The 17,894-nt window shown below is 54.9% G+C and carries 16 protein-coding genes; 7 read left to right on the top strand and 9 right to left on the bottom strand.

Annotation, left to right across the window (positions count from 1 at the left end):
- The first annotated feature begins 32 nt into the window (after positions 1–32).
- Positions 33–548: an AlbA family DNA-binding domain-containing protein gene (locus tag ON072_RS03285; protein ID WP_028781403.1), complete on the top strand. Its 516-nt coding sequence runs from the start codon at positions 33–35 to the stop codon at positions 546–548.
- On the opposite strand, the gene ON072_RS03280 is transcribed toward ON072_RS03285, so the two are convergent.
- The 8 genes from ON072_RS03280 to lptM all read right to left on the bottom strand — a co-directional run bounded on the left by ON072_RS03280 (position 518) and on the right by lptM (position 6,288).
- On the bottom strand, positions 518–1,102 hold the full coding sequence (locus tag ON072_RS03280; protein ID WP_274625947.1) for a HupE/UreJ family protein: 585 nt from the start codon (positions 1,100–1,102) through the stop codon (positions 518–520). The two genes, ON072_RS03285 and ON072_RS03280, sit on opposite strands and share 31 nt — an antisense overlap.
- Before the next feature lie 120 nt (positions 1,103–1,222).
- A complete protein-coding gene (locus tag ON072_RS03275; protein WP_274625946.1) occupies positions 1,223–1,693 on the bottom strand; it encodes an Sbal_3080 family lipoprotein in 471 nt (156 codons plus the stop codon).
- Between the two features lie 79 nt (positions 1,694–1,772).
- Positions 1,773–2,489, bottom strand: coding sequence for an HAD-IA family hydrolase (locus tag ON072_RS03270; RefSeq protein ID WP_274625945.1), 717 nt, complete (start codon positions 2,487–2,489; stop codon positions 1,773–1,775).
- Positions 2,489–3,385 carry a tyrosine recombinase XerC gene (xerC, locus tag ON072_RS03265; protein ID WP_025889829.1) on the bottom strand — a complete coding sequence of 299 codons (897 nt, stop codon included), beginning with the start codon at positions 3,383–3,385 and terminating at the stop codon, positions 2,489–2,491. Before xerC ends, ON072_RS03270 begins: the two co-directional genes overlap by 1 nt.
- Positions 3,385–4,020, bottom strand: a complete 636-nt coding sequence (locus tag ON072_RS03260; RefSeq protein WP_025011355.1) for a DUF484 family protein — start codon at positions 4,018–4,020, stop codon at positions 3,385–3,387. The genes xerC and ON072_RS03260 overlap by 1 nt, the downstream gene beginning before the upstream one ends.
- Complete coding sequence (gene dapF, locus ON072_RS03255; protein WP_025889830.1) at positions 4,017–4,844, bottom strand: diaminopimelate epimerase; 828 nt, start codon at positions 4,842–4,844, stop codon at positions 4,017–4,019. The genes ON072_RS03260 and dapF overlap by 4 nt, the downstream gene beginning before the upstream one ends.
- A 49-nt stretch (positions 4,845–4,893) precedes the next feature.
- The gene (gene lysA / locus ON072_RS03250) at positions 4,894–6,138 is read right to left on the bottom strand and encodes a diaminopimelate decarboxylase (RefSeq protein WP_071238619.1); all 1,245 of its coding nucleotides are present in this window, start codon (positions 6,136–6,138) and stop codon (positions 4,894–4,896) included.
- Positions 6,139–6,288 carry an LPS translocon maturation chaperone LptM gene (lptM, locus tag ON072_RS03245; RefSeq protein WP_162887842.1) on the bottom strand — a complete coding sequence of 50 codons (150 nt, stop codon included), beginning with the start codon at positions 6,286–6,288 and terminating at the stop codon, positions 6,139–6,141.
- An 80-nt stretch (positions 6,289–6,368) separates the two neighbouring features.
- On the opposite strand from lptM, the gene cyaY reads away from it, so the two are divergent.
- Complete coding sequence (gene cyaY / locus ON072_RS03240) at positions 6,369–6,698, top strand: iron donor protein CyaY (RefSeq protein ID WP_025011356.1); 330 nt, start codon at positions 6,369–6,371, stop codon at positions 6,696–6,698.
- A gap of 14 nt (positions 6,699–6,712) precedes the next feature.
- Here cyaY and ON072_RS03235 read toward each other — a convergent pair whose 3' ends face one another.
- A complete protein-coding gene (locus ON072_RS03235) occupies positions 6,713–9,136 on the bottom strand; it encodes a class I adenylate cyclase (protein ID WP_274625967.1) in 2,424 nt (807 codons plus the stop codon).
- Between the two features lie 202 nt (positions 9,137–9,338).
- On the opposite strand from ON072_RS03235, the gene hemC reads away from it, so the two are divergent.
- From hemC to ON072_RS03210, 5 genes are all read left to right on the top strand, one after another.
- Entirely contained in the window at positions 9,339–10,268 is a 930-nt protein-coding gene (gene hemC / locus ON072_RS03230) for a hydroxymethylbilane synthase (protein WP_025011358.1), read from the top strand.
- Positions 10,269–10,280: 12 nt separating this feature from the next.
- Complete coding sequence (locus tag ON072_RS03225) at positions 10,281–11,009, top strand: uroporphyrinogen-III synthase (protein ID WP_025889834.1); 729 nt, start codon at positions 10,281–10,283, stop codon at positions 11,007–11,009.
- 52 nt (positions 11,010–11,061) lie between these two features.
- Positions 11,062–12,171, top strand: a complete 1,110-nt coding sequence (locus tag ON072_RS03220) for a uroporphyrinogen-III C-methyltransferase (protein ID WP_144226281.1) — start codon at positions 11,062–11,064, stop codon at positions 12,169–12,171.
- Positions 12,168–13,337 (top strand): heme biosynthesis HemY N-terminal domain-containing protein, encoded by a 1,170-nt coding sequence (locus tag ON072_RS03215; RefSeq protein WP_025011361.1) that lies wholly within the window; start codon positions 12,168–12,170, stop codon positions 13,335–13,337. The genes ON072_RS03220 and ON072_RS03215 overlap by 4 nt, the downstream gene beginning before the upstream one ends.
- 275 nt (positions 13,338–13,612) lie before the next feature.
- Positions 13,613–17,894, top strand: a 4,282-nt coding sequence (locus ON072_RS03210; RefSeq protein ID WP_274625944.1) for a retention module-containing protein, incomplete at its 3' end; no start/stop codon positions are given.

Raw genomic sequence — 17,894 nt, 5'->3', positions numbered from 1 at the left:
CTGCAGTAACAGCAGTAAACAAGGAGTCAGTCATGCCGGCTACAGGTTTCATTCTGGACGATATTGAAAATCTGCGTGAGTCCGCCGCGGTGGAGTTCAAGCTCGCCGCCGGACGCCATGGCAAGGGTGCGCTACCGCTGGCGCTGTGGGAAAGCTACAGCGCCTTTGCCAATACCAATGGCGGCGAGATCATTCTTGGTGTCAGGGAGGAAAAGGGCGAGTTTTTTATCGAAGGAATAGCCGAACCCAGGCCCCTTATCGATGAAGCCTGGAAGATACTCAACAATTCACAAAAGATCAGCGCCAATATTCTTGGCCCGGCCGACATTCAGCTGATAGAACTGGCCGGTAAGCAGTTGATCCGCTTTCGGGTTCCCCAAGCCGACTACAGTCAGCAGCCCGTCTATCTGGGGACAGAAGCAATTGGTGGCACCTATATCAGGGTCGGAGATGCCGATATGCGCGCCAGTCCGGCGCAGGTGAAACGCATGCTAAGACGCAAACAGAGACACAGTGTTCAAGCCAGCCAGAGTTCCAGAGTCAAATAGCTTCCCACCAGAGCGATAACTGAGCCCATGAGTTGCACCACACGTTTGCGCTTGCCATCCGGGTTTATCAAACTGCCGATGATCACCCCAGCAACATGAATGGCCGCCGTTCCCAACAAAAAGCCCATGGCATAAATGCTTGGCCTGGCCAACTCAGGCATTTCAACGCCGTGAGCATGACCGTGAAACAAGGCAAAGACGCCGACAAAGGCCATGGCAAAAGAGATGGGCATCTCACGGTTGAGCGCAATGGCAAGCCCCAGCAGCAATACCGACAGGGCAATACCCGATTCAACAAAAGGGATCGGCATGAGTGACATACCGGCAACCGCGCCCAGGGTCATGAAAAACAGAAATGCCAAAGGTACAGACCAGATGGCACTGCGCCCCAACTGGGTACTGAGAATACCGACACTGAGCATGGCCAACAGATGATCGAACCCCAATACAGGGTGATTGAAACCATCCCAGAAACCACCATCCGCATGCAGCTCGTGTGCTGAGACCGGCAGGCTCAACAGCAACAACAACAGCATGATTATTCGGGATGGCATAGGTTAAACCTCAGAGCACAACGGCAAGGAGCTATACACTAGCACCAAGTCGATGTTAAAAAAATGATAAGAAACTAAAAAAGCGCGCTTTGATGCACGCTTTAATGGTGAGAAATTGTTTCAGGGAGCCAGAGTCAGTGGCTGTGCCCAGGAAACACGCGCCTGTTTCTGTTGGATCAATTGATTGATCAGTTCACGGATCTTAGGTTCGGCATCAATGAACTTGTTCATATTGGCTACACCCATCCGAGCATCATAGATAGCCTGACCATCGAGTCTACCCTGGTGATACACCTTAATCTCGGCGTATACCATATAAAGCGCCAAGTCCCATGCCCAATTCGCACTGTAGGTTGCAGTCCAATCACATTGTTCGGCGGCGTTTAACTCTTGAACCAGTCGATAGCGTATCTGTTTTTCACGCAGCACCTTCTCCACTTCCTGCAAGAAACCTTCCCTGACCTGTGGGTTTTCCAGAATACAGAGGCCTGCATCTTGATGCAGTGCCACAGGATCGACCTGTTGTTTGATGGAGCAAGCACTGAGCCCCAAAAAAGATGTAAGCAGTAGTATGGCGAGTCGTTTTGTCATTTTCTTCTTATCCATAGAGATGGTTACAGCCCGGCCGGGCGCAGCCAATCTACTCAGAAAACACAAAAACGCAACAAAATCACAATAGAAGTGCCAATTCACTCAGAGAATGGAGCCGAATGTGAGGCAGCAGGGTGTTGGCTGCTCTGCAGTTATCACCGGCAAACGCCGGATTGAGCCAGGCAGCCTGACAGCCGGCCTTACGGGCACCTTCGACATCTGTCAGCGGGTGGTCGCCGACATGCAGCAGCGCCTCAGAGGGTAAAGCCAGGCGCTCGGCGGCCAACTGGAACATATCCCCCCAGGGTTTACGTCTGACACCATTGCCCGGATGCAGCACAAACTCAAACATCTCTCCCAGGCCAATTCTGCCGGCATCCACATTGCCATTGGTGATCCCGACCAGGCGAAATCGCTCAGCCAATTGCGAAAGTAAGGCGAGCACTTCCTGTGACACCTTAAAGTCACTGCGCCGCTCAAGGAACAAGGCCAGACCCGCTTTCGCGCCAAGCTTTGCCTTGTGCTTATCATATCCCAGCATCTCCAGCCCGGTTTGCAATAGCGCCAATCGCGCGGCACTGGTGTCATGGGTCAGCTCGGCTTGCTGCAGCAAGAGCTGGCGCTTCAACGCCCGCCAGCCTGCGGCCTGCCAATTACCGCTCCGGGGGTACTCTTTGGCCAGCCACTCGAGCAATGCGCCTTCGGCGGCGGCGATAATTGGCCGGTTATCATAGAGGGTATCGTCAAGATCAAAACTGATGGCTTCGATAGCGCCGGGGCGAAGAAACACCTGCATCACTTGTCCTTTTTGGCTCTGGGGTGAGCGCCGTCATACACCTTGGCCAGATGCTGAAAGTCCAGACTGGTATATATTTGGGTGGTCGCCAGATTGGCGTGTCCCAGCAGCTCCTGCACCGCCCGCAAGTCGCCGCTGGACTCAAGCATATGGGTCGCGAAGGAATGCCTGAGCTTGTGGGGATGCACCCTGGCGGATAACACCTGCTCCTGCCCCCAGCGCGCCATGCGCGCCTGAATACTGCGATGCGCCAAGCGCTTGCCCTTGGCGGTCACGAATAGCGCCTGATCTTCACAGGGAATATCCCGGCGGTAATCCAGCCATTGTTGCAATGCGGCAATGGCGACCGAGCCCACAGGCAGCAGCCGTTCCTTGCCACCTTTACCCATCACCTTGATTTGCTGCTGGGCGAAATCCAGTTGCGGCACATCCAGCGAGGCCAACTCGGCCAGACGCAGCCCTGAGGAGTAACACAGCTCCATCATCGCCTTGTCACGGGCGCTGAGGGGATCTGTCACCTCAATATCCAGCAGATGACTGATGCTATCGGCGTCGAGATTTTTGGGCAGCGGCTTATTCTGTTTTGGGGCGCTCAGTTGCCGGGCGGGATTACTCTTGACCAGCTCTTCGAGCAGCAGAAATTCGTAGAACTGCTTGACCGCCGACAGGCACAGAGACAAAGAGCGGGGGCTAAGCCCCTGGCGATGTAACTTGGCCAACACAGCACTCAACTGGGGATCGGTTACCTGGTCCCAATCAATATCCTGCGGCAACAGCCCGGCAACCCGTTGCAGTTCGCGCAGATAGTTGCGGGCTGTGTAAGGAGACAGCTGACGCTCGGCACTGAGATGGCGCTCGAAGCGGCTAAGCCAGGGAGAATCCTGTTTAACGGCCATCAGAGCTTGGGCAGCAGATGGTCCAACAGCTGCCGCAACTGATCCAGCAGCATATTGTCCATCTCCGGATGGAAGTGAGTTACATCGGCACTGGCGATAGCAAAGATCACCTGGCCATTTTGTTCCGACAGCCGTGCCAGGGACACTGAGCCGACTTCAGAGCCGAACAAACGCTTGGACTCCTCCTTGGTCAGGCGACCAAAGTAATAGCCGTGCTGCAGGCGCTTACGCCAGATGGCCGAGAGTTCTGAGTCGATATCATGCACGGTAATCAGGCGGACATGGCTAAAGTTAAAGGCTTCTTTAAGCTCGGCGCACAGCACCTGTCTCAGTTCGCCCATATCTTCGCAATCGAGTAACTTCAATGAAAGCTGAGTGTTGAAGCGGAAGATTTTCTCATTGCGGCTGGCCATGCCAAGCAGCGCGGTGATCTCCTCTTCCAGCTGTTGTACCCGGCTGCGCAGCAGTTCCTGCCGCCGCTCTACCAGAGAAACTGTGCCACGCTCGCCGTGGGGCAGACGCATAGCCAACAGCAGCTCGGGGTGACGGCAGAAAAACTCCGGGTTATCCAACAGATATTCACGGATGATCTGCTCATCAAAAGGTGGATTGAGCTTAGCTTTGGCGTCTGTCATATCTGTATCTGTCCGTCGTATACCTGTTCGGCCGGGCCTGTCATCCACAACGGCTTGCCCTCACCGTCCCATTTGATTGTCAGGGTGCCGCCGGGCAGGTCGACCTGCACAGTGTTGCCCAGCTTGCCCTGCAATTGGCCCACCACAGCAGCCGCACAGGCACCACTGCCACAGGCCAGGGTTTCAGCGGCGCCGCGCTCATAAACCCTGAGCTTGATATGGCCCTTGTTGAGCACCTGCATAAAGCCGACATTGACCCCTTTGGGGAAGCGTTCGTGATTGGTCAGCTGCGCGCCAATAACATCGACATCTGTGGCAGCCACATCCTCGACTTCCAGCACGCAGTGGGGGTTACCCATGGAGACTGCACCGCAGAGGAAGGTTTGCCCTTCGGTTGGCAAAAGGTAGGTCTTTTCGGCCTTTTTGGCCTTGAAGGGGATCCGCGCCGGATCCAAGATAGGTACGCCCATATTGACGGTGACATTGCCATCGCGCTCCAGGCGCAGGGTCATCTTGCCGGATGAGGTGCTGACCTTGATCTTGTATTTCTGAGTCAGGCCCTTGTTGCGAACAAAGCGGGCAAAGCAGCGGGCGCCGTTGCCGCACTGTTCGACCTCGCTGCCATCGGCATTGAAGATACGATAATGAAAGTCCAGATCCGGATCATAGGGCGGCTCGACCAGCAGCAGTTGATCGAAGCCGATACCGAAGTTGCGGTCGGCCAGGCGCCGGATCTGCTCCGGCGAAAAGTACACATTCTGAGTCACGCCATCGACGACCATAAAGTCGTTGCCCAGACCATGCATCTTAGTGAAGTGGATCAAGATTACTCCTAGGTTCCAACGCCTACAGCGGGAAAGTACTCACACTAGTTTACGGCAGCAAGTGCTCACCTTGCCACAGTTGTTCCAGCTTTTCCCGTTCACGCACCAGATAATGTTCACTGCCATCGACCATGACTTCAGCCGCTCGCGGACGGGTGTTGTAGTTGGAGGACATCACAAAGCCATAAGCACCGCTGGAACGCACCGCCAGCAGGTCGTGGGCTTGCAGCACCAAGGCGCGCGATTTACCCAGAAAATCCCCGGTTTCACACACGGGGCCGACTATGTCGTATTCCCGGCTTTCACCCTCTCTTGGCTGCACCGGGATAATCTGCTGCCAGGCACTGTAGAGTGACGGGCGGATAAGGTCATTCATGGCACCGTCCACTATCGCAAAATGCTTGCCCGCATTCTCTTTCTGGAACAATACCTGGGTGACAAAGATCCCGGCATTGGCGGCAATCGCCCTGCCCGGTTCGAAAATTAGCTTCAGTGGTCGTTCACCCAGACGCTCGAGCAATGCGGCGGCATACTTGTCCGGTTGTGGCGGGGTTTCTTCATCATAAGTGACCCCCAGGCCACCGCCCACGTCAAGATGCTCAATCACTATGCCTTTTTCTGCCAGTCTATCGATCAATGCCAGCATTCTATCCATAGCATCGAGAAACGGCCTGAGTTCAGTAAGCTGTGAGCCGATATGGCAGTCGGCGCCCTTGATGGCCAGGTGCGGCAAGGATTGCACCTGCAGGAAGGCTTCCTCGGCTTCATCCATGGCGATACCGAACTTGTTTTCTTTCAGGCCGGTAGAGATATAGGGGTGAGTACCGGCATCTACATCCGGGTTGATCCGCAAGGAAACTGGCGCCTGTTTACCCAAAGAGCCTGCCACTTCGTTAAGCAGTTCAAGCTCGGCGCGGGATTCAACATTGAAGCAATATATGCCCAACTCCAGTGCCAGTTTCATTTCCGCCGCTGTCTTGCCAACACCGGAAAACACCACCTTGGCCGGATCGCCACCTGCGGTGATTACCCGGGTCAGTTCTCCGCCTGAGACAATATCAAAGCCACTTCCAAGACGCGCCAACACATTGAGCACCGCCAGATTGGAGTTTGCCTTGACCGCATAGCAGATAAGGTGCGGATGAGAGGCCACGGCTCTGTCAAAGGCATGCCAATGGCGCTCCAGTGTCGCCCGCGAATAAACATACAAAGGCGTACCATATTGAGCCGCCAAATCGGCCACGGCACAGTCTTCGGCATACAGAGCCTGAGCTTGATACTGAAAATGATCCAATTAGTTTTCCTCTGTCGATTGCTGGGGTTGCTCGGTTTGTTCCGCCTGGGATTGGTTGTCCGGCAGATCCGGGCTCTTGTATAGCGCGCCTTTTTGACCACAACCAAGCAGCAACAGGCTAGCAAGCATCAGGGATAAAAACAGTCTCATTTTACTCAACATCTGGGCAGCAGGATTACATTAGCCTTATAATCGCATTCATCTTGATGAAAGCAAAGGACAGATATTCCATGGCAATGACAGATACCGAATATCATCAGCTCGCCGATGAAATGTTCGACCGGATAGAAACCGCAATTGAGAATGCAATCGATGAGCAGGATGCCGATGTTGATATCGACGCTTCAGGCAACGTGCTGCAACTCGAGTTCGCCGACAGCTCCAAAATCGTGATCAACAAGCAGGAGCCGCTGCACCAGATCTGGGTAGCAACCCGTTTCGGTGGTTATCACTTTGGCTATGTCGACGGTAAATGGATAGATGAGCGCAACGGCGGCGAATTTATGCCCTTCGTCAGAGAGTCCATCAGCCGCCAGGGCGGAATAGAACTGTCGTTCTGATGATTTAGGGGCGGTCAGAACTCTGTCTGCGCCGCCCTTGCCGTGACCCCGAAAGGCACCACATCCAGATTACCACTCTGGCGCACCAGGCGGAAAAACTGCGGAAAGTTGAAGTGATTTTTAAGGCTCAGGACTTCGCCAAAGGCGTAATGCTGGGTAACGGTATTGACCAATTCACTGACATCCGGATTGCTGTGCACATAGTGGCTCAAGCCATTTCCTTCATCCAGTACGAACACATCCAACTCGTCTTCCCGGCTGCGCAGAAAATACTGTATCACCCCTTTCACCGCATAATTTTGGATAACCTCAGGCACCTTGACCCAAGGGTCATTGGCAAGCTCAGGCCTTGGCAAACTCTGTAACTCGCCCCTGGCCAACTGACGATAGAGGGACTTCACATCGCTGAGATCCCGGTAACTCATGCCCTTGGCATCGAAAAACAGGCCATATTTCTTTTCACCCAGTTGCAGTGGCTGCACCAGGGTCTTTGACGGACAGGCATCTTTTATCAGTCGGTGCACCTGCTTGAGAATATCCACTACAGTTTGTTCCAGCTGGGACTGCAGCTTTTGCGAAGCACTGACGACATCGAAGGCCACCTGTTGTGGCGCCCTTCTCATGCCTGGAGTGGCAAAGGCGATGGCCTCCAATAGCGCCTGCTCACCGACAAAGCTGTGACAATGCCATTCCCCCCAGGAGTTGAGGCTCATCAGTTGCACCGACCCCAGTAAACTGGTTGCCGGTTTTCCTGTCGCCAGCAGGTTGCTGCCCATGAGTTCCAGCATCAAGGTCTGGCCCTGCCAATGCTCGCTGGGATCCTGCTCCAGATTGAGGATCCACACCAATTTGCGATAATGCCAAGGCTGGCACAGATCCAGTTTCGACACCCGCCACTTCTTGTCTTCGGTGTAAGGCAGTAGCCGTTCAGCCACCTGGTTAAGACGCCGGCACCGCAGACGACCCGCGCCGTATTCAAACCAGCGGCTATTGACAGTGGCCACCCCATTGAGACAAGCCCAAATCATCAAGGAGGCGGCATTATCGGCCTGATAGATGGCCACTTCGCCCATAAACTGCCGCGGCTCAGGTGACAGACGATAGAGATGACAGCGACCATCCTGCTCGCTGCGGACTATAGTCAGATTCGGCTCTGCCAGCGACTGACTCCAAAGCCGGTTGAGCCGCAGGATCTGCTGCTTGTCCTCACTGAAATAGGTGTGCAGCTTACGGGTCAGCAGCCCCAAATCTTCCACTTTAAAGTACTCGCTCAGCCTGTGGGTCGAAGCGAAATGCAGCAGGGTCTGGTAGCTGGCCAACATCAACTCGTTGAGCTGGGCGTTGAACCACTGCAACTGGCCACTGTGCCAGTGTTCACAATCATCCAGGGTGGTCAGCAGGCTCTGGGGCCATTCCCACTGTTCAACCAACTGCTTGAGCTTGTGGTAGCGCCAATCGTGACACTGCTCGACATCACTGAGCCTGATACCACATTTGAGGTAAAAGCAGCGGCGCACTATCTCCAGCCGACGCTCGTCTCCCACTTTAAGCAGATAAGATTCGATATATTGATACAGGAGCAGATAGGCATCGTTGGCATTGGAAAAGTCACCGGCCAGAGTTCTCAACCACACCCATTCGCTGACCAGATTGGTTTGTGGATAATTACTGGCATAGGCTTCCAGCAGCAGCACCTTGAGCAGGGCCTTGTGTGGCTTGTCCAGACCTTTATAGAGCTGCCATAAAGAGGCACCAAAATACTCATTGGCCGGCAGTTGGTGCACATCCCCAAGGAACAGAAAGTCATTACAGGGCTGGGCATTGGGCCACCAGGCGACAGTCTTGCCGGCCAGGCGGATATGACTGCGATAGAACTCTTCCAACAGCAACCAATGCTGGGCGCTGCCGCTGTGTTCATGCCCCAATAGCTCCCATTCGGCGTCCTGATAGCAAGTGTCATCACGGCAAAACTGCCGCGGGTGTACCAGATAAAAGTTCACCTCGAATTGAAAGCCGGCAAACCAGCGGGTGAGTTTTAGGCTCTTCTCCCGCAGCAGTTCCACTTCCTCCTGGGTTAGCCCGGCGTCATAGACCAACCAGACATCTACATCACTCTTGGGGTTCTGGCCAAAACTGGCGGTGCTGCCCATTACGTAAACCCCTTCCAGTACAGGACTGGCATGCTGTGAGTCTTCGAGCAGTGGCAACTTGAGAGTAGCGAGCGATTCTTTGAGCTCGACAGAGTGGTGGAACCCCTTGATACCGCAGGGCGTCATGGGGCCGTTGTATCCGGGCAAGCGGTTGTGATGCTGATGCAACAACAGAGGGATCAGGTTAAACAGATGCCTTTGCAGTGGGGAAAACAGCGCCTGAGCACGGGCCAAACGCACTCGATTGAGGCGCTCGGCGTATTCGGCGTATTGTCGCTGACGCTCGATCATCCGAATTTCACTATCCCTGAACCAGTTAGATGATCATGCTAACACTTTTAAGGTAGCAGGCAAGTAATGAGATCAAGATCACACTATTTGGCGAAAATTTAACGTGCCCACTTCAAAGATTGAGCAGCGTTCGGTGCCATTCTCCAATGGGCAATGTTAGCATTGGCGCATTTAACGTACTCTCACGGAAAAGATTGGCATGTCAGAAAATCGCATTCGCATAGCAACACGTAAAAGCCCTCTCGCCATGTGGCAGGCAGAATTTGTCAAAGCCGAGCTGGAACGCATTCACCCCGGGCTGACAGTAGAACTGCTGCCAATGAGCACCAAGGGTGATGTCATCCTGGATACTCCTCTGGCCAAAGTGGGCGGCAAGGGGCTGTTCGTTAAAGAGCTGGAAGTCGCCATGCTGGAAGACCAGGCGGATATCGCTGTGCATTCCATGAAAGATGTGCCGGTTGAGTTTCCCGAAGGGCTGGGGCTGGAAGTGATCTGCGAACGTGAAGATCCCCGTGATGCCTTCGTTTCCAACAGCTACAAGAGTATAGATGAACTGCCTCAAGGCGCGGTTGTGGGTACTTCAAGCCTGCGTCGTCAATGTCAGCTCAGAGCACGTCGCCCGGACCTTATCATCAAAGATCTGCGCGGCAACGTGGGAACCCGTCTGGGTAAACTGGATGCCGGTGAATATGATGCCATCATTCTGGCTGCTGCCGGGCTTATCCGCTTGAAATTATCAGAGCGTATCGCCAGCTTTATCAGCGCCGAAGAATCACTGCCGGCCAACGGCCAGGGCGCTGTGGGCATCGAATGTCGCACCGACGATGAGCGGGTAAAAGCCTTGTTGGCACCGCTTGAGCATAAAGAAACCCGCTATCGCGTACTGGCAGAACGGGCCATGAATACTCGTTTGGAAGGGGGTTGCCAGGTCCCCATTGGTGCCTATGCCGAAATCCAGGGCGAACAACTGAGCCTCAGAGGCTTGGTAGGTAATCCGGATGGCTCCGAGGTGATCACAGGTCAAGTCAGCGGTCACCAAGACGAGGCCGTAGCCCTGGGTAACGCCCTGGCAGAAGAACTGCTGAGCAAAGGCGCCAAAACCATATTGGATGCCGTTTACGGCAAATAACAAGGCGGCACCATGAGAGTGTTGTTGACGCGCCCCGAGGGGCGCAATCACGCCATGGAACAGGCGCTGACAGAAAGGGGCATACCTTTTATGGTGACCCCTCTCTTGGCTGTTGAGGCCATGGAGGATAAAGGTATTTCCCCTGCCGAGGTCCTTGATGCCGACATTATTGTGTTTGTCAGCACCAATGCGGTGCATTTCGGTACTCAGGCACTCAATGCTCCCTGGCCGTCACATATTCAATATTTTGCCGTCGGCGAAGCCACTTTCGAGGCCTTTGCACAGTATGGCATCCGGGGCCATAAAGCGCCGGATGACAATCAACAGACTGAAGGCCTGTTAACCCTGCCGGGTTTGCAACCCGAAGCGGTAAAACACAAGAAAGTGGTTATTATTCGCGGCAACGGTGGCCGGGAAGTACTGGGACAAACACTCCAGCAATATGGGGCGTCGGTTCAATTCTGGGAAGTCTACCGCCGCACTTGTCCTGCCTATGATGCAGTACAACTGGTCAAGGAATGGCAAGACTTTGGAATAGATACCATAGTACTCAGCAGCGCCGAGAGCCTGATGAACCTTATCCGACTGCTGCCAAAAGAGTATTTTGCTTGGCTGCAAGCATGTCATATTATAGTTCCCAGTATTCGGGTGGTAGATAAGGCAGTGGTCGCCGGATTAACTCAAGTGACCGATGCCACGGCAGCCAACAGTAAAGCCGTACTCAAGGCATTGAGGCTCTAGTTTTCCCCCCTCCCGATTTCCAGCCCTATTGTCGCGTTAAAGGACTGCATTAATGGATAACAGTAAGCCAGAAGTCGGGAGCGATACCCCCGCACTGCCTACCCAACCCTTGGGTACCACAGAGCAAGAAACCCCAGCGGCGACAGCCAAGCGCAGCTCATGGCCCCTGAGACTGACGCTGCTATTGAGCCTGTTGCTGGCACTGCTGGCCTGCGCCATGGGTGCTTATCTCTTTTGGCAACTGCAGCAACAGCAAGCCGCCAATGCGCAACTGGCAACCACTCTAGAACAAGTCAAACAAGCTCCAGAGGCCAGATTGCAGGCACTGGAGCAGCAACTGAGAAGCGACCGGCAGCAAAATCAACAGCAGCAAGGTGCCATAGAACAACTGAGCGATGCCCAGCAGCAGATGCAAACCCGTATCGCCACTCTGGCACAGCGTAACCCCAACCATTGGATGGCGGCAGAAGCCGAATATCTGGTGCGGATGGCGGGACGTAAACTGTGGTTGGAGAAAGATCCGCAAACGGCAACCGGCCTGTTACAGGCTGCCGATGAGCGTATTGCTGCCATGCAGGAGCCTTCACTCATGCCTCTGCGTCGCGCCCTCGCCAACGATATGGCGGCGGTCAGCGCCATCAAGAATACCGATATCGCAGGTACAGTGTTCACCCTCGATGGCATTATCACCAAGCTGGACAAGTTGCCACTCAATCGTGTCGGTAGCCAGCAAATGGAGCCGGAAGCAGAAAACAAGATGTCTGACTCCATAGGTGATTGGCAGAGCAACCTGTCCAAGACCTGGAGCGCACTGAAGGAAGATTTCTTCACTATCCGCAAGATAAGCTCGGATATCACTCCGCTGCTGTCTCCCCAGCAGGAATGGTATTTATTCGAGAATATCCGCAATAAGCTGCTGCAGTCGCAACTGGCCCTCTATCAATATGATGAGCTCAACTACCGCCAGTCATTGGCCATGGCCCGCAAGTGGATCCAGCAATATTTCGATCTCGACGATCCACGCACTGAAGAGGTGCTGACTGCAATCAATGCTTTGTCCAGTCTGCAACTGGATCCCATCAATCTGACAAAATTTGAATCCAGTGCTCAACTCAAACAGTTGGTCACCTATGGCGAACTCATGCCGGGGGCTGAACTATGATAAGAGTACTCATCTATCTGGTGATTATTCTGGCTGGTGCCTGTCTGAGTCCGCTTTTTGCCGGCAAAACAGGCTATGTCTATATCGCCTTTCTGGACTGGCAGCTGGAAACCAATCTGCTGTTTGCCGTTATGGCACTCATCATCTTCTTTGCTCTACTGCAGTTGCTGGAATGGCTACTGGTCACTGTGCTGAATCTGGTATTAAGCAGTCGTTACCTGCCGCGGCGCTGGCGCCGCAATGCCGCCCGCAAGTACACGCTCACCGGCGCACTGGCGTTGGCAGAAGAGGATTGGCCTGCGGCCGAAAAAGCGATGCAAAAAGGCGCCGAAGCCGGTGAACTGCCGGCTCTCAATTATCTGGCTGCCGCCAGAGCGGCCCAAAGACAGTTCAAGAATGAAGAGCGGGACGACTACCTGAATAAGGCTGCCCAGTTGCCACTGGCGACCCAGGCGGTAACCACCACCAGAGTGCGCTACTACATGCAGCAAGGCGAGCTGGAAAAGGCCCGCGAGCAGCTGGATAAACTGCAACCCAGCAGCAAGAGCAAGGCTCCGGTACTGCAACTGGCACTGGAGCTTTACCAGAGCCAGCTTGACTGGCAGGCTCTGAAACTGTTACTGCCGGCGCTGCGCAAAAAGCAGATCCTGGATAATGAAGAATACGAGCTCCTGAACCAGAGGGTAAATAATGCTTTGCTGGCCCAGGCAGCCCTTCGCAGCGAGCAGGAACTGGAAAAGTGTTGGCACTGGCTTAGCCGCCAAGAACGCAGCCAACAAGCCAATATGGCACAATATGCCTTGGGGCTTGCCAGCTTCAACCGCCGTGACGAAGCCCTGAAACTACTGAACAAGGCGCTAAAGAAGGAACCTTGCGCCTCTGTACTTGAAGTTTTGCCGAAGGTTTTTGAAGCCCAGGACAGTGAAACCCTGAAACTGCTGAAGAACTTGGAACCCAAGCTAGAGAACCATGCCGATTACCAACACTGCATGGCCCAAATTCATGAACTCTGCCGTGAATTCAGTCTGGCCCGAGCCGCATGGGAACGCTTGTGTCACTTACTGCCACGTAAAGAATACTGGCTGGCCTTGGCCAGACTTCAAGAGCAGTTGGCCGATCATCAAGGGGCTTTCAATAGCTACAAGCAAGCCGCCAAGAGCGACTAATCGCTAGACCTTTTCGTAATAAAAAAGCCACTTATTTAGTGGCTTTTTTATTAGCCATCACAAGATTACCTGCACACATACCGTAACCGCATGAATGCGAGATAGATTCTCCAAAGCGGACAAATTGTCTCTTAACAACCTTCCAACCGCGATCAATGTCACATATTTGACAGCCTCAGTTTCAACCCCAGACTTAATAATTAATACCTTTAGCTGACGCTCGTGAGCACAGAGTGACCTTGCCGTCAGTATTTGCGTGCAAAGGAGTATGAGTTATGGGCGTCGCAATCAGTAAGCAAGACGCGGTTGTCACCAATTTGGTTGGGCAACTCAAGGCCAAGGACGAAAATGGCAATATCCGCGATTTGAGTATCGGGGATCTCATCCGCAATGGTGAAGAGATCATCTTCACCGCAAACGATACCTTCACTATCGAATATGCCGATGGTACAAGGCTGACAGAGCAAAATGCACAGCCCAGCGCTCAACCTCAGCCGGATAGCGCGGCCGCAGATGTCGCCCAATTCGCCAACAGTGGAGTCGATGCCGAGATAGCCGCACTGCAGGCTCAGATACTTGCAGGTGACGACCCTACTGCAAATCTGCCTGCTACCGCAGCCGGGGCCGGAACAGCCGGTAACCAAGGTGATTTCGGCTATGTTGCCGTAGACAGGGACGGGTCTGAGTTATTGGCCAGCGCAGGCTACGACACCAGTGGCTTTGACCAAACCGCCATTACCACTCAAGAAGAAACACTGCTTGAGGACCTTCCCCTAACAGGCCCCACGCTCACTAGCGGCGCTGCCACACTCTCAGATGCCAACCTGCCAACAGGAACCACTCCATCACCCGCCGCCTTGACCCAAACCGGTAACTTGAGCTTTAGTGCCGCGGCCGGCGTTGCAAGCTTAACCCTGGATGGGGTTGCTATTGTCTCGGGCGGAGTTTTTAATGGCCCTGTCAGTATCAATACCGAATACAGCGTGCTCACCATCAACGCCGTTGACCTGATAAACGGCAATATCAGCTATAGCTTTACCCTCAATTCCGCGGTTGACCACAGCTCAAGTGATGACTTCTCCCAGGCTTTCAACCTGATATTGACCGATCTAGAAGGAAACAGTGTCGGTAATACCCTTACCATCTCGGTACTGGATGACGCTCCAAGCGGTCAGGACGACATCAACAGTGTAGATGAAGACTCACTACTGGCCATTAGTGGCAATCTGCTCGACAACGATGTTCAGGGTGGTGATACCGCACAGGTAACAGCCGCTGGCAGTGGCGGCAACCTTGATAATGCCGTATCCAATCAAAGCCAGGTTTCAGGCAGCTACGGCCTGCTGACCCTCAATGCCGATGGCAGTTACAACTATCAAATCAATTCTGCAGCACAAGCGGTTCAGGCGCTCGCTCAGGGAGAATCCCTGGCGGAAGTCTTCTCCTATCTGCTGACCGATGCCGATGGTGATACCAGCGTCCAGACCTTGACTATCACTATCACTGGCACCAACGATGTGCCTGTGATCAGCACCCCCCAGCCGGGTGAGGCCGATGGTGCTGTGCGAGAAGCCGGCCAGTTCGATGACGGCAGCATAGACCCTGGCACCCCTAGTGTCAGTGGCCAACTCAGCGCCAGCGATGTGGACAACGGTGCCGTGCTTATTTGGTCCGGCAGTGCCGACAGCCCACTTGGCAGCTTCAGCATAGATGCCGCCACCGGCGCCTGGAATTATCAGCTCGATAACGCTGCAGCCGACGGCCTGCTAGAAGGCGAAATTCGCACCGAAACCTTCTCTGTTACTGTAACTGATGAGTTTGGCGCCAGCGCCGAGCAATTGGTCACTATTACCATCATAGGTACCAATGACGCCCCCATTCTCAGCGCCGATAGCAGCGGCAGTCTCACCGAGGATGCCGATGTCATCAATGGCATGCTCAGCGACAGCGGCAGCCTGAGCTTCACCGATGTGGATATTGGTGACAGCCATGTTGTCAGCAGCAGCTACAATGGCGATGTAAGCTGGAGCGGCGGCGCCCTGGATCAAGCCACCCAGGATGCCCTGGCTGCCGGCTTCAGTGCCGACAACTCTGGTTGGAGCTATGACATTGCCAACAGCCTGGTGCAGTTCCTCGCAGTCGGCGAAACCATCACCTTGAGCTTCACACTAACAGTCACCGATGCCTTTGGCGCCAGTGATTCACAGCTAGTCACTCTGACTATCAATGGCACCAACGATGGCCCGATAATTAACCCTCCTGGCGAGGGCGATGCCGACGGCACTGTGCGTGAAGCCGGTCAATTTGACGATAGCAGCGTCGATCCCGGAACTCCGGGTGTCAGTGGCCAGCTCAGTGCCAGCGATGTGGATAACGGCGCAGATCTGACTTGGTCTGGCAGTGCCGACAGCCCACTTGGCAGCTTCAGTGTTGATGCCGCCACCGGCGCCTGGAATTATCAGCTCGATAACGCCACCGTTGATGGTTTACTGGAAGGCGATATTCGCACTGAAACCTTCACTGTCACAGTGACAGATGAGTATGGCGCCAGCGCCGAACAACTGGTCACTATTACCATCATAGGCACCAATGACGCACCTATTCTCAGCGCTGATAGCAGCGGCAGCATTACTGAAGATGTTGATGTCATCAATGGTATGCTCAGTGACAGCGGCAGCTTGAGCTTCACCGATGTGGATATTGGTGACAGCCATGTTGTCAGCAGCAGCTACAATGGCGATGCGAGCTGGAGCGGCGGCGCCCTGGATCAAGCCACCCAGGATGTCCTGGCTGCTGGCTTCAGTGCCGACAACTCCGGCTGGAGCTATGATATCGCCAACAGCCTGGTGCAGTTTCTCGCCGTCGGCGAAACCATCACCTTGAGCTTCACACTGACAGTCACCGATGCCTTTGGCGCCAGTGATTCACAACCCGTCACTCTGACCATCACCGGCACCAATGATGCGCCGGTGCTGAGCATCGACATGAGCGGCGCGGTCACCGAGGATGTCGATGTGCTGGCCGGGATGCTCAGCGACAGCGGCGATTTGAGCTTCACCGATGTCGATATCAACGACAGCCACAGCGTCGGCAGCAGCTATAACGGCGATGTACTCTGGAGCGGCGGCGCCCTGGATCAAGCCACCCAGGATGCGCTGGCGGCCGGCTTCAGTGTCGACAACGCCGGCTGGAGCTATGACATTGCCAACAGCCTGGTGCAGTTCCTCGCCGTCGGCGAGACCATCACCCTGAGCTTTGATGTCACGGTCGATGACGGCAACGGCGGCACTGATACCGATACCGTGACGGTGACCATCACCGGCACCAATGATGCGCCGGTGCTGAGCATCGACATGAGCGGCGCAGTCACCGAGGATGTCGATGTGCTGGCCGGGATGCTCAGCGACAGCGGCGATTTGAGCTTCACCGATGTCGATATCAACGACAGCCACAGCGTCGGCAGCAGCTATAACGGCGATGTACTCTGGAGCGGCGGCGCCCTGGATCAAGCCACCCAGGATGCGCTGGCGGCCGGCTTCAGTGTCGACAACGCCGGCTGGAGCTATGACATTGCCAACAGCCTGGTGCAGTTCCTCGCCGTTGGCGAGACCATCACCTTGAGCTTTGATGTCACGGTCGATGACGGCAACGGCGGCACTGATACCGATACCGTCACAGTGACCATCACCGGCACCAATGATGCACCGGTGCTGAGCATCGATATGAGCGGCGCGGTCACCGAGGATGTCGATGTCGTAGCCGGGATGCTCAGCGACAGCGGCGATTTGAGCTTCACCGATGTCGACATCAACGACAGCCACAGCGTCGGCAGCAGCTATAACGGCGATGTACTCTGGAGCGGCGGCGCCCTGGATCAAGCCACCCAGGATGCGCTGGCGGCCGGCTTCAGTGTCGACAACGCCGGCTGGAGCTATGACATTGCCAACAGCCTGGTGCAGTTCCTCGCCGTCGGCGAGACCATCACCTTAAGCTTTGATGTCACGGTCGATGACGGCAACGGCGGCACCGATACCGACACCGTCACTGTGACCATCACCGGCACCAATGACGCACCTGTGCTGAGCATCGATATGAGCGGCGCGGTCACCGAGGATGTCGATGTCGTGGCCGGGATGCTCAGCGACAGCGGCGATTTGAGCTTCACCGATGTCGATATCAACGACAGCCACAGCGTCGGCAGCAGCTATAACGGCGATGCCAGCTGGAACGGCGGCGCCCTGGATCAGGCCACCCAGGATGCACTGGCCGCCGGCTTCAGTGTCGACAACGCCGGTTGGAGCTATGACATTGCCAACAGCCTGGTGCAGTTCCTCGCCGTCGGCGAGACCATCACCCTGAGCTTTGATGTCACGGTCGATGACGGCAACGGCGGCACCGATACCGACACCGTCACCGTCACTATCACCGGCACCAATGATGCGCCGGTGCTGAGCATCGATATGAGCGGCGCGGTGACCGAGGATGCCGATGTCATCAATGGCATGCTCAGCGACAGCGGCGATTTGAGCTTCACCGATGTCGATATCAACGACGGCC

Source organism: Shewanella sp. K8 (assembly GCF_028823715.1).
In the GTDB taxonomy this organism is placed as follows: Bacteria; Pseudomonadota; Gammaproteobacteria; order Enterobacterales; family Shewanellaceae; genus Shewanella; species Shewanella algae.
Note: the sequence above shows the minus strand (reverse complement) of the source record. Positions and strands in the feature narration are given on the sequence as shown.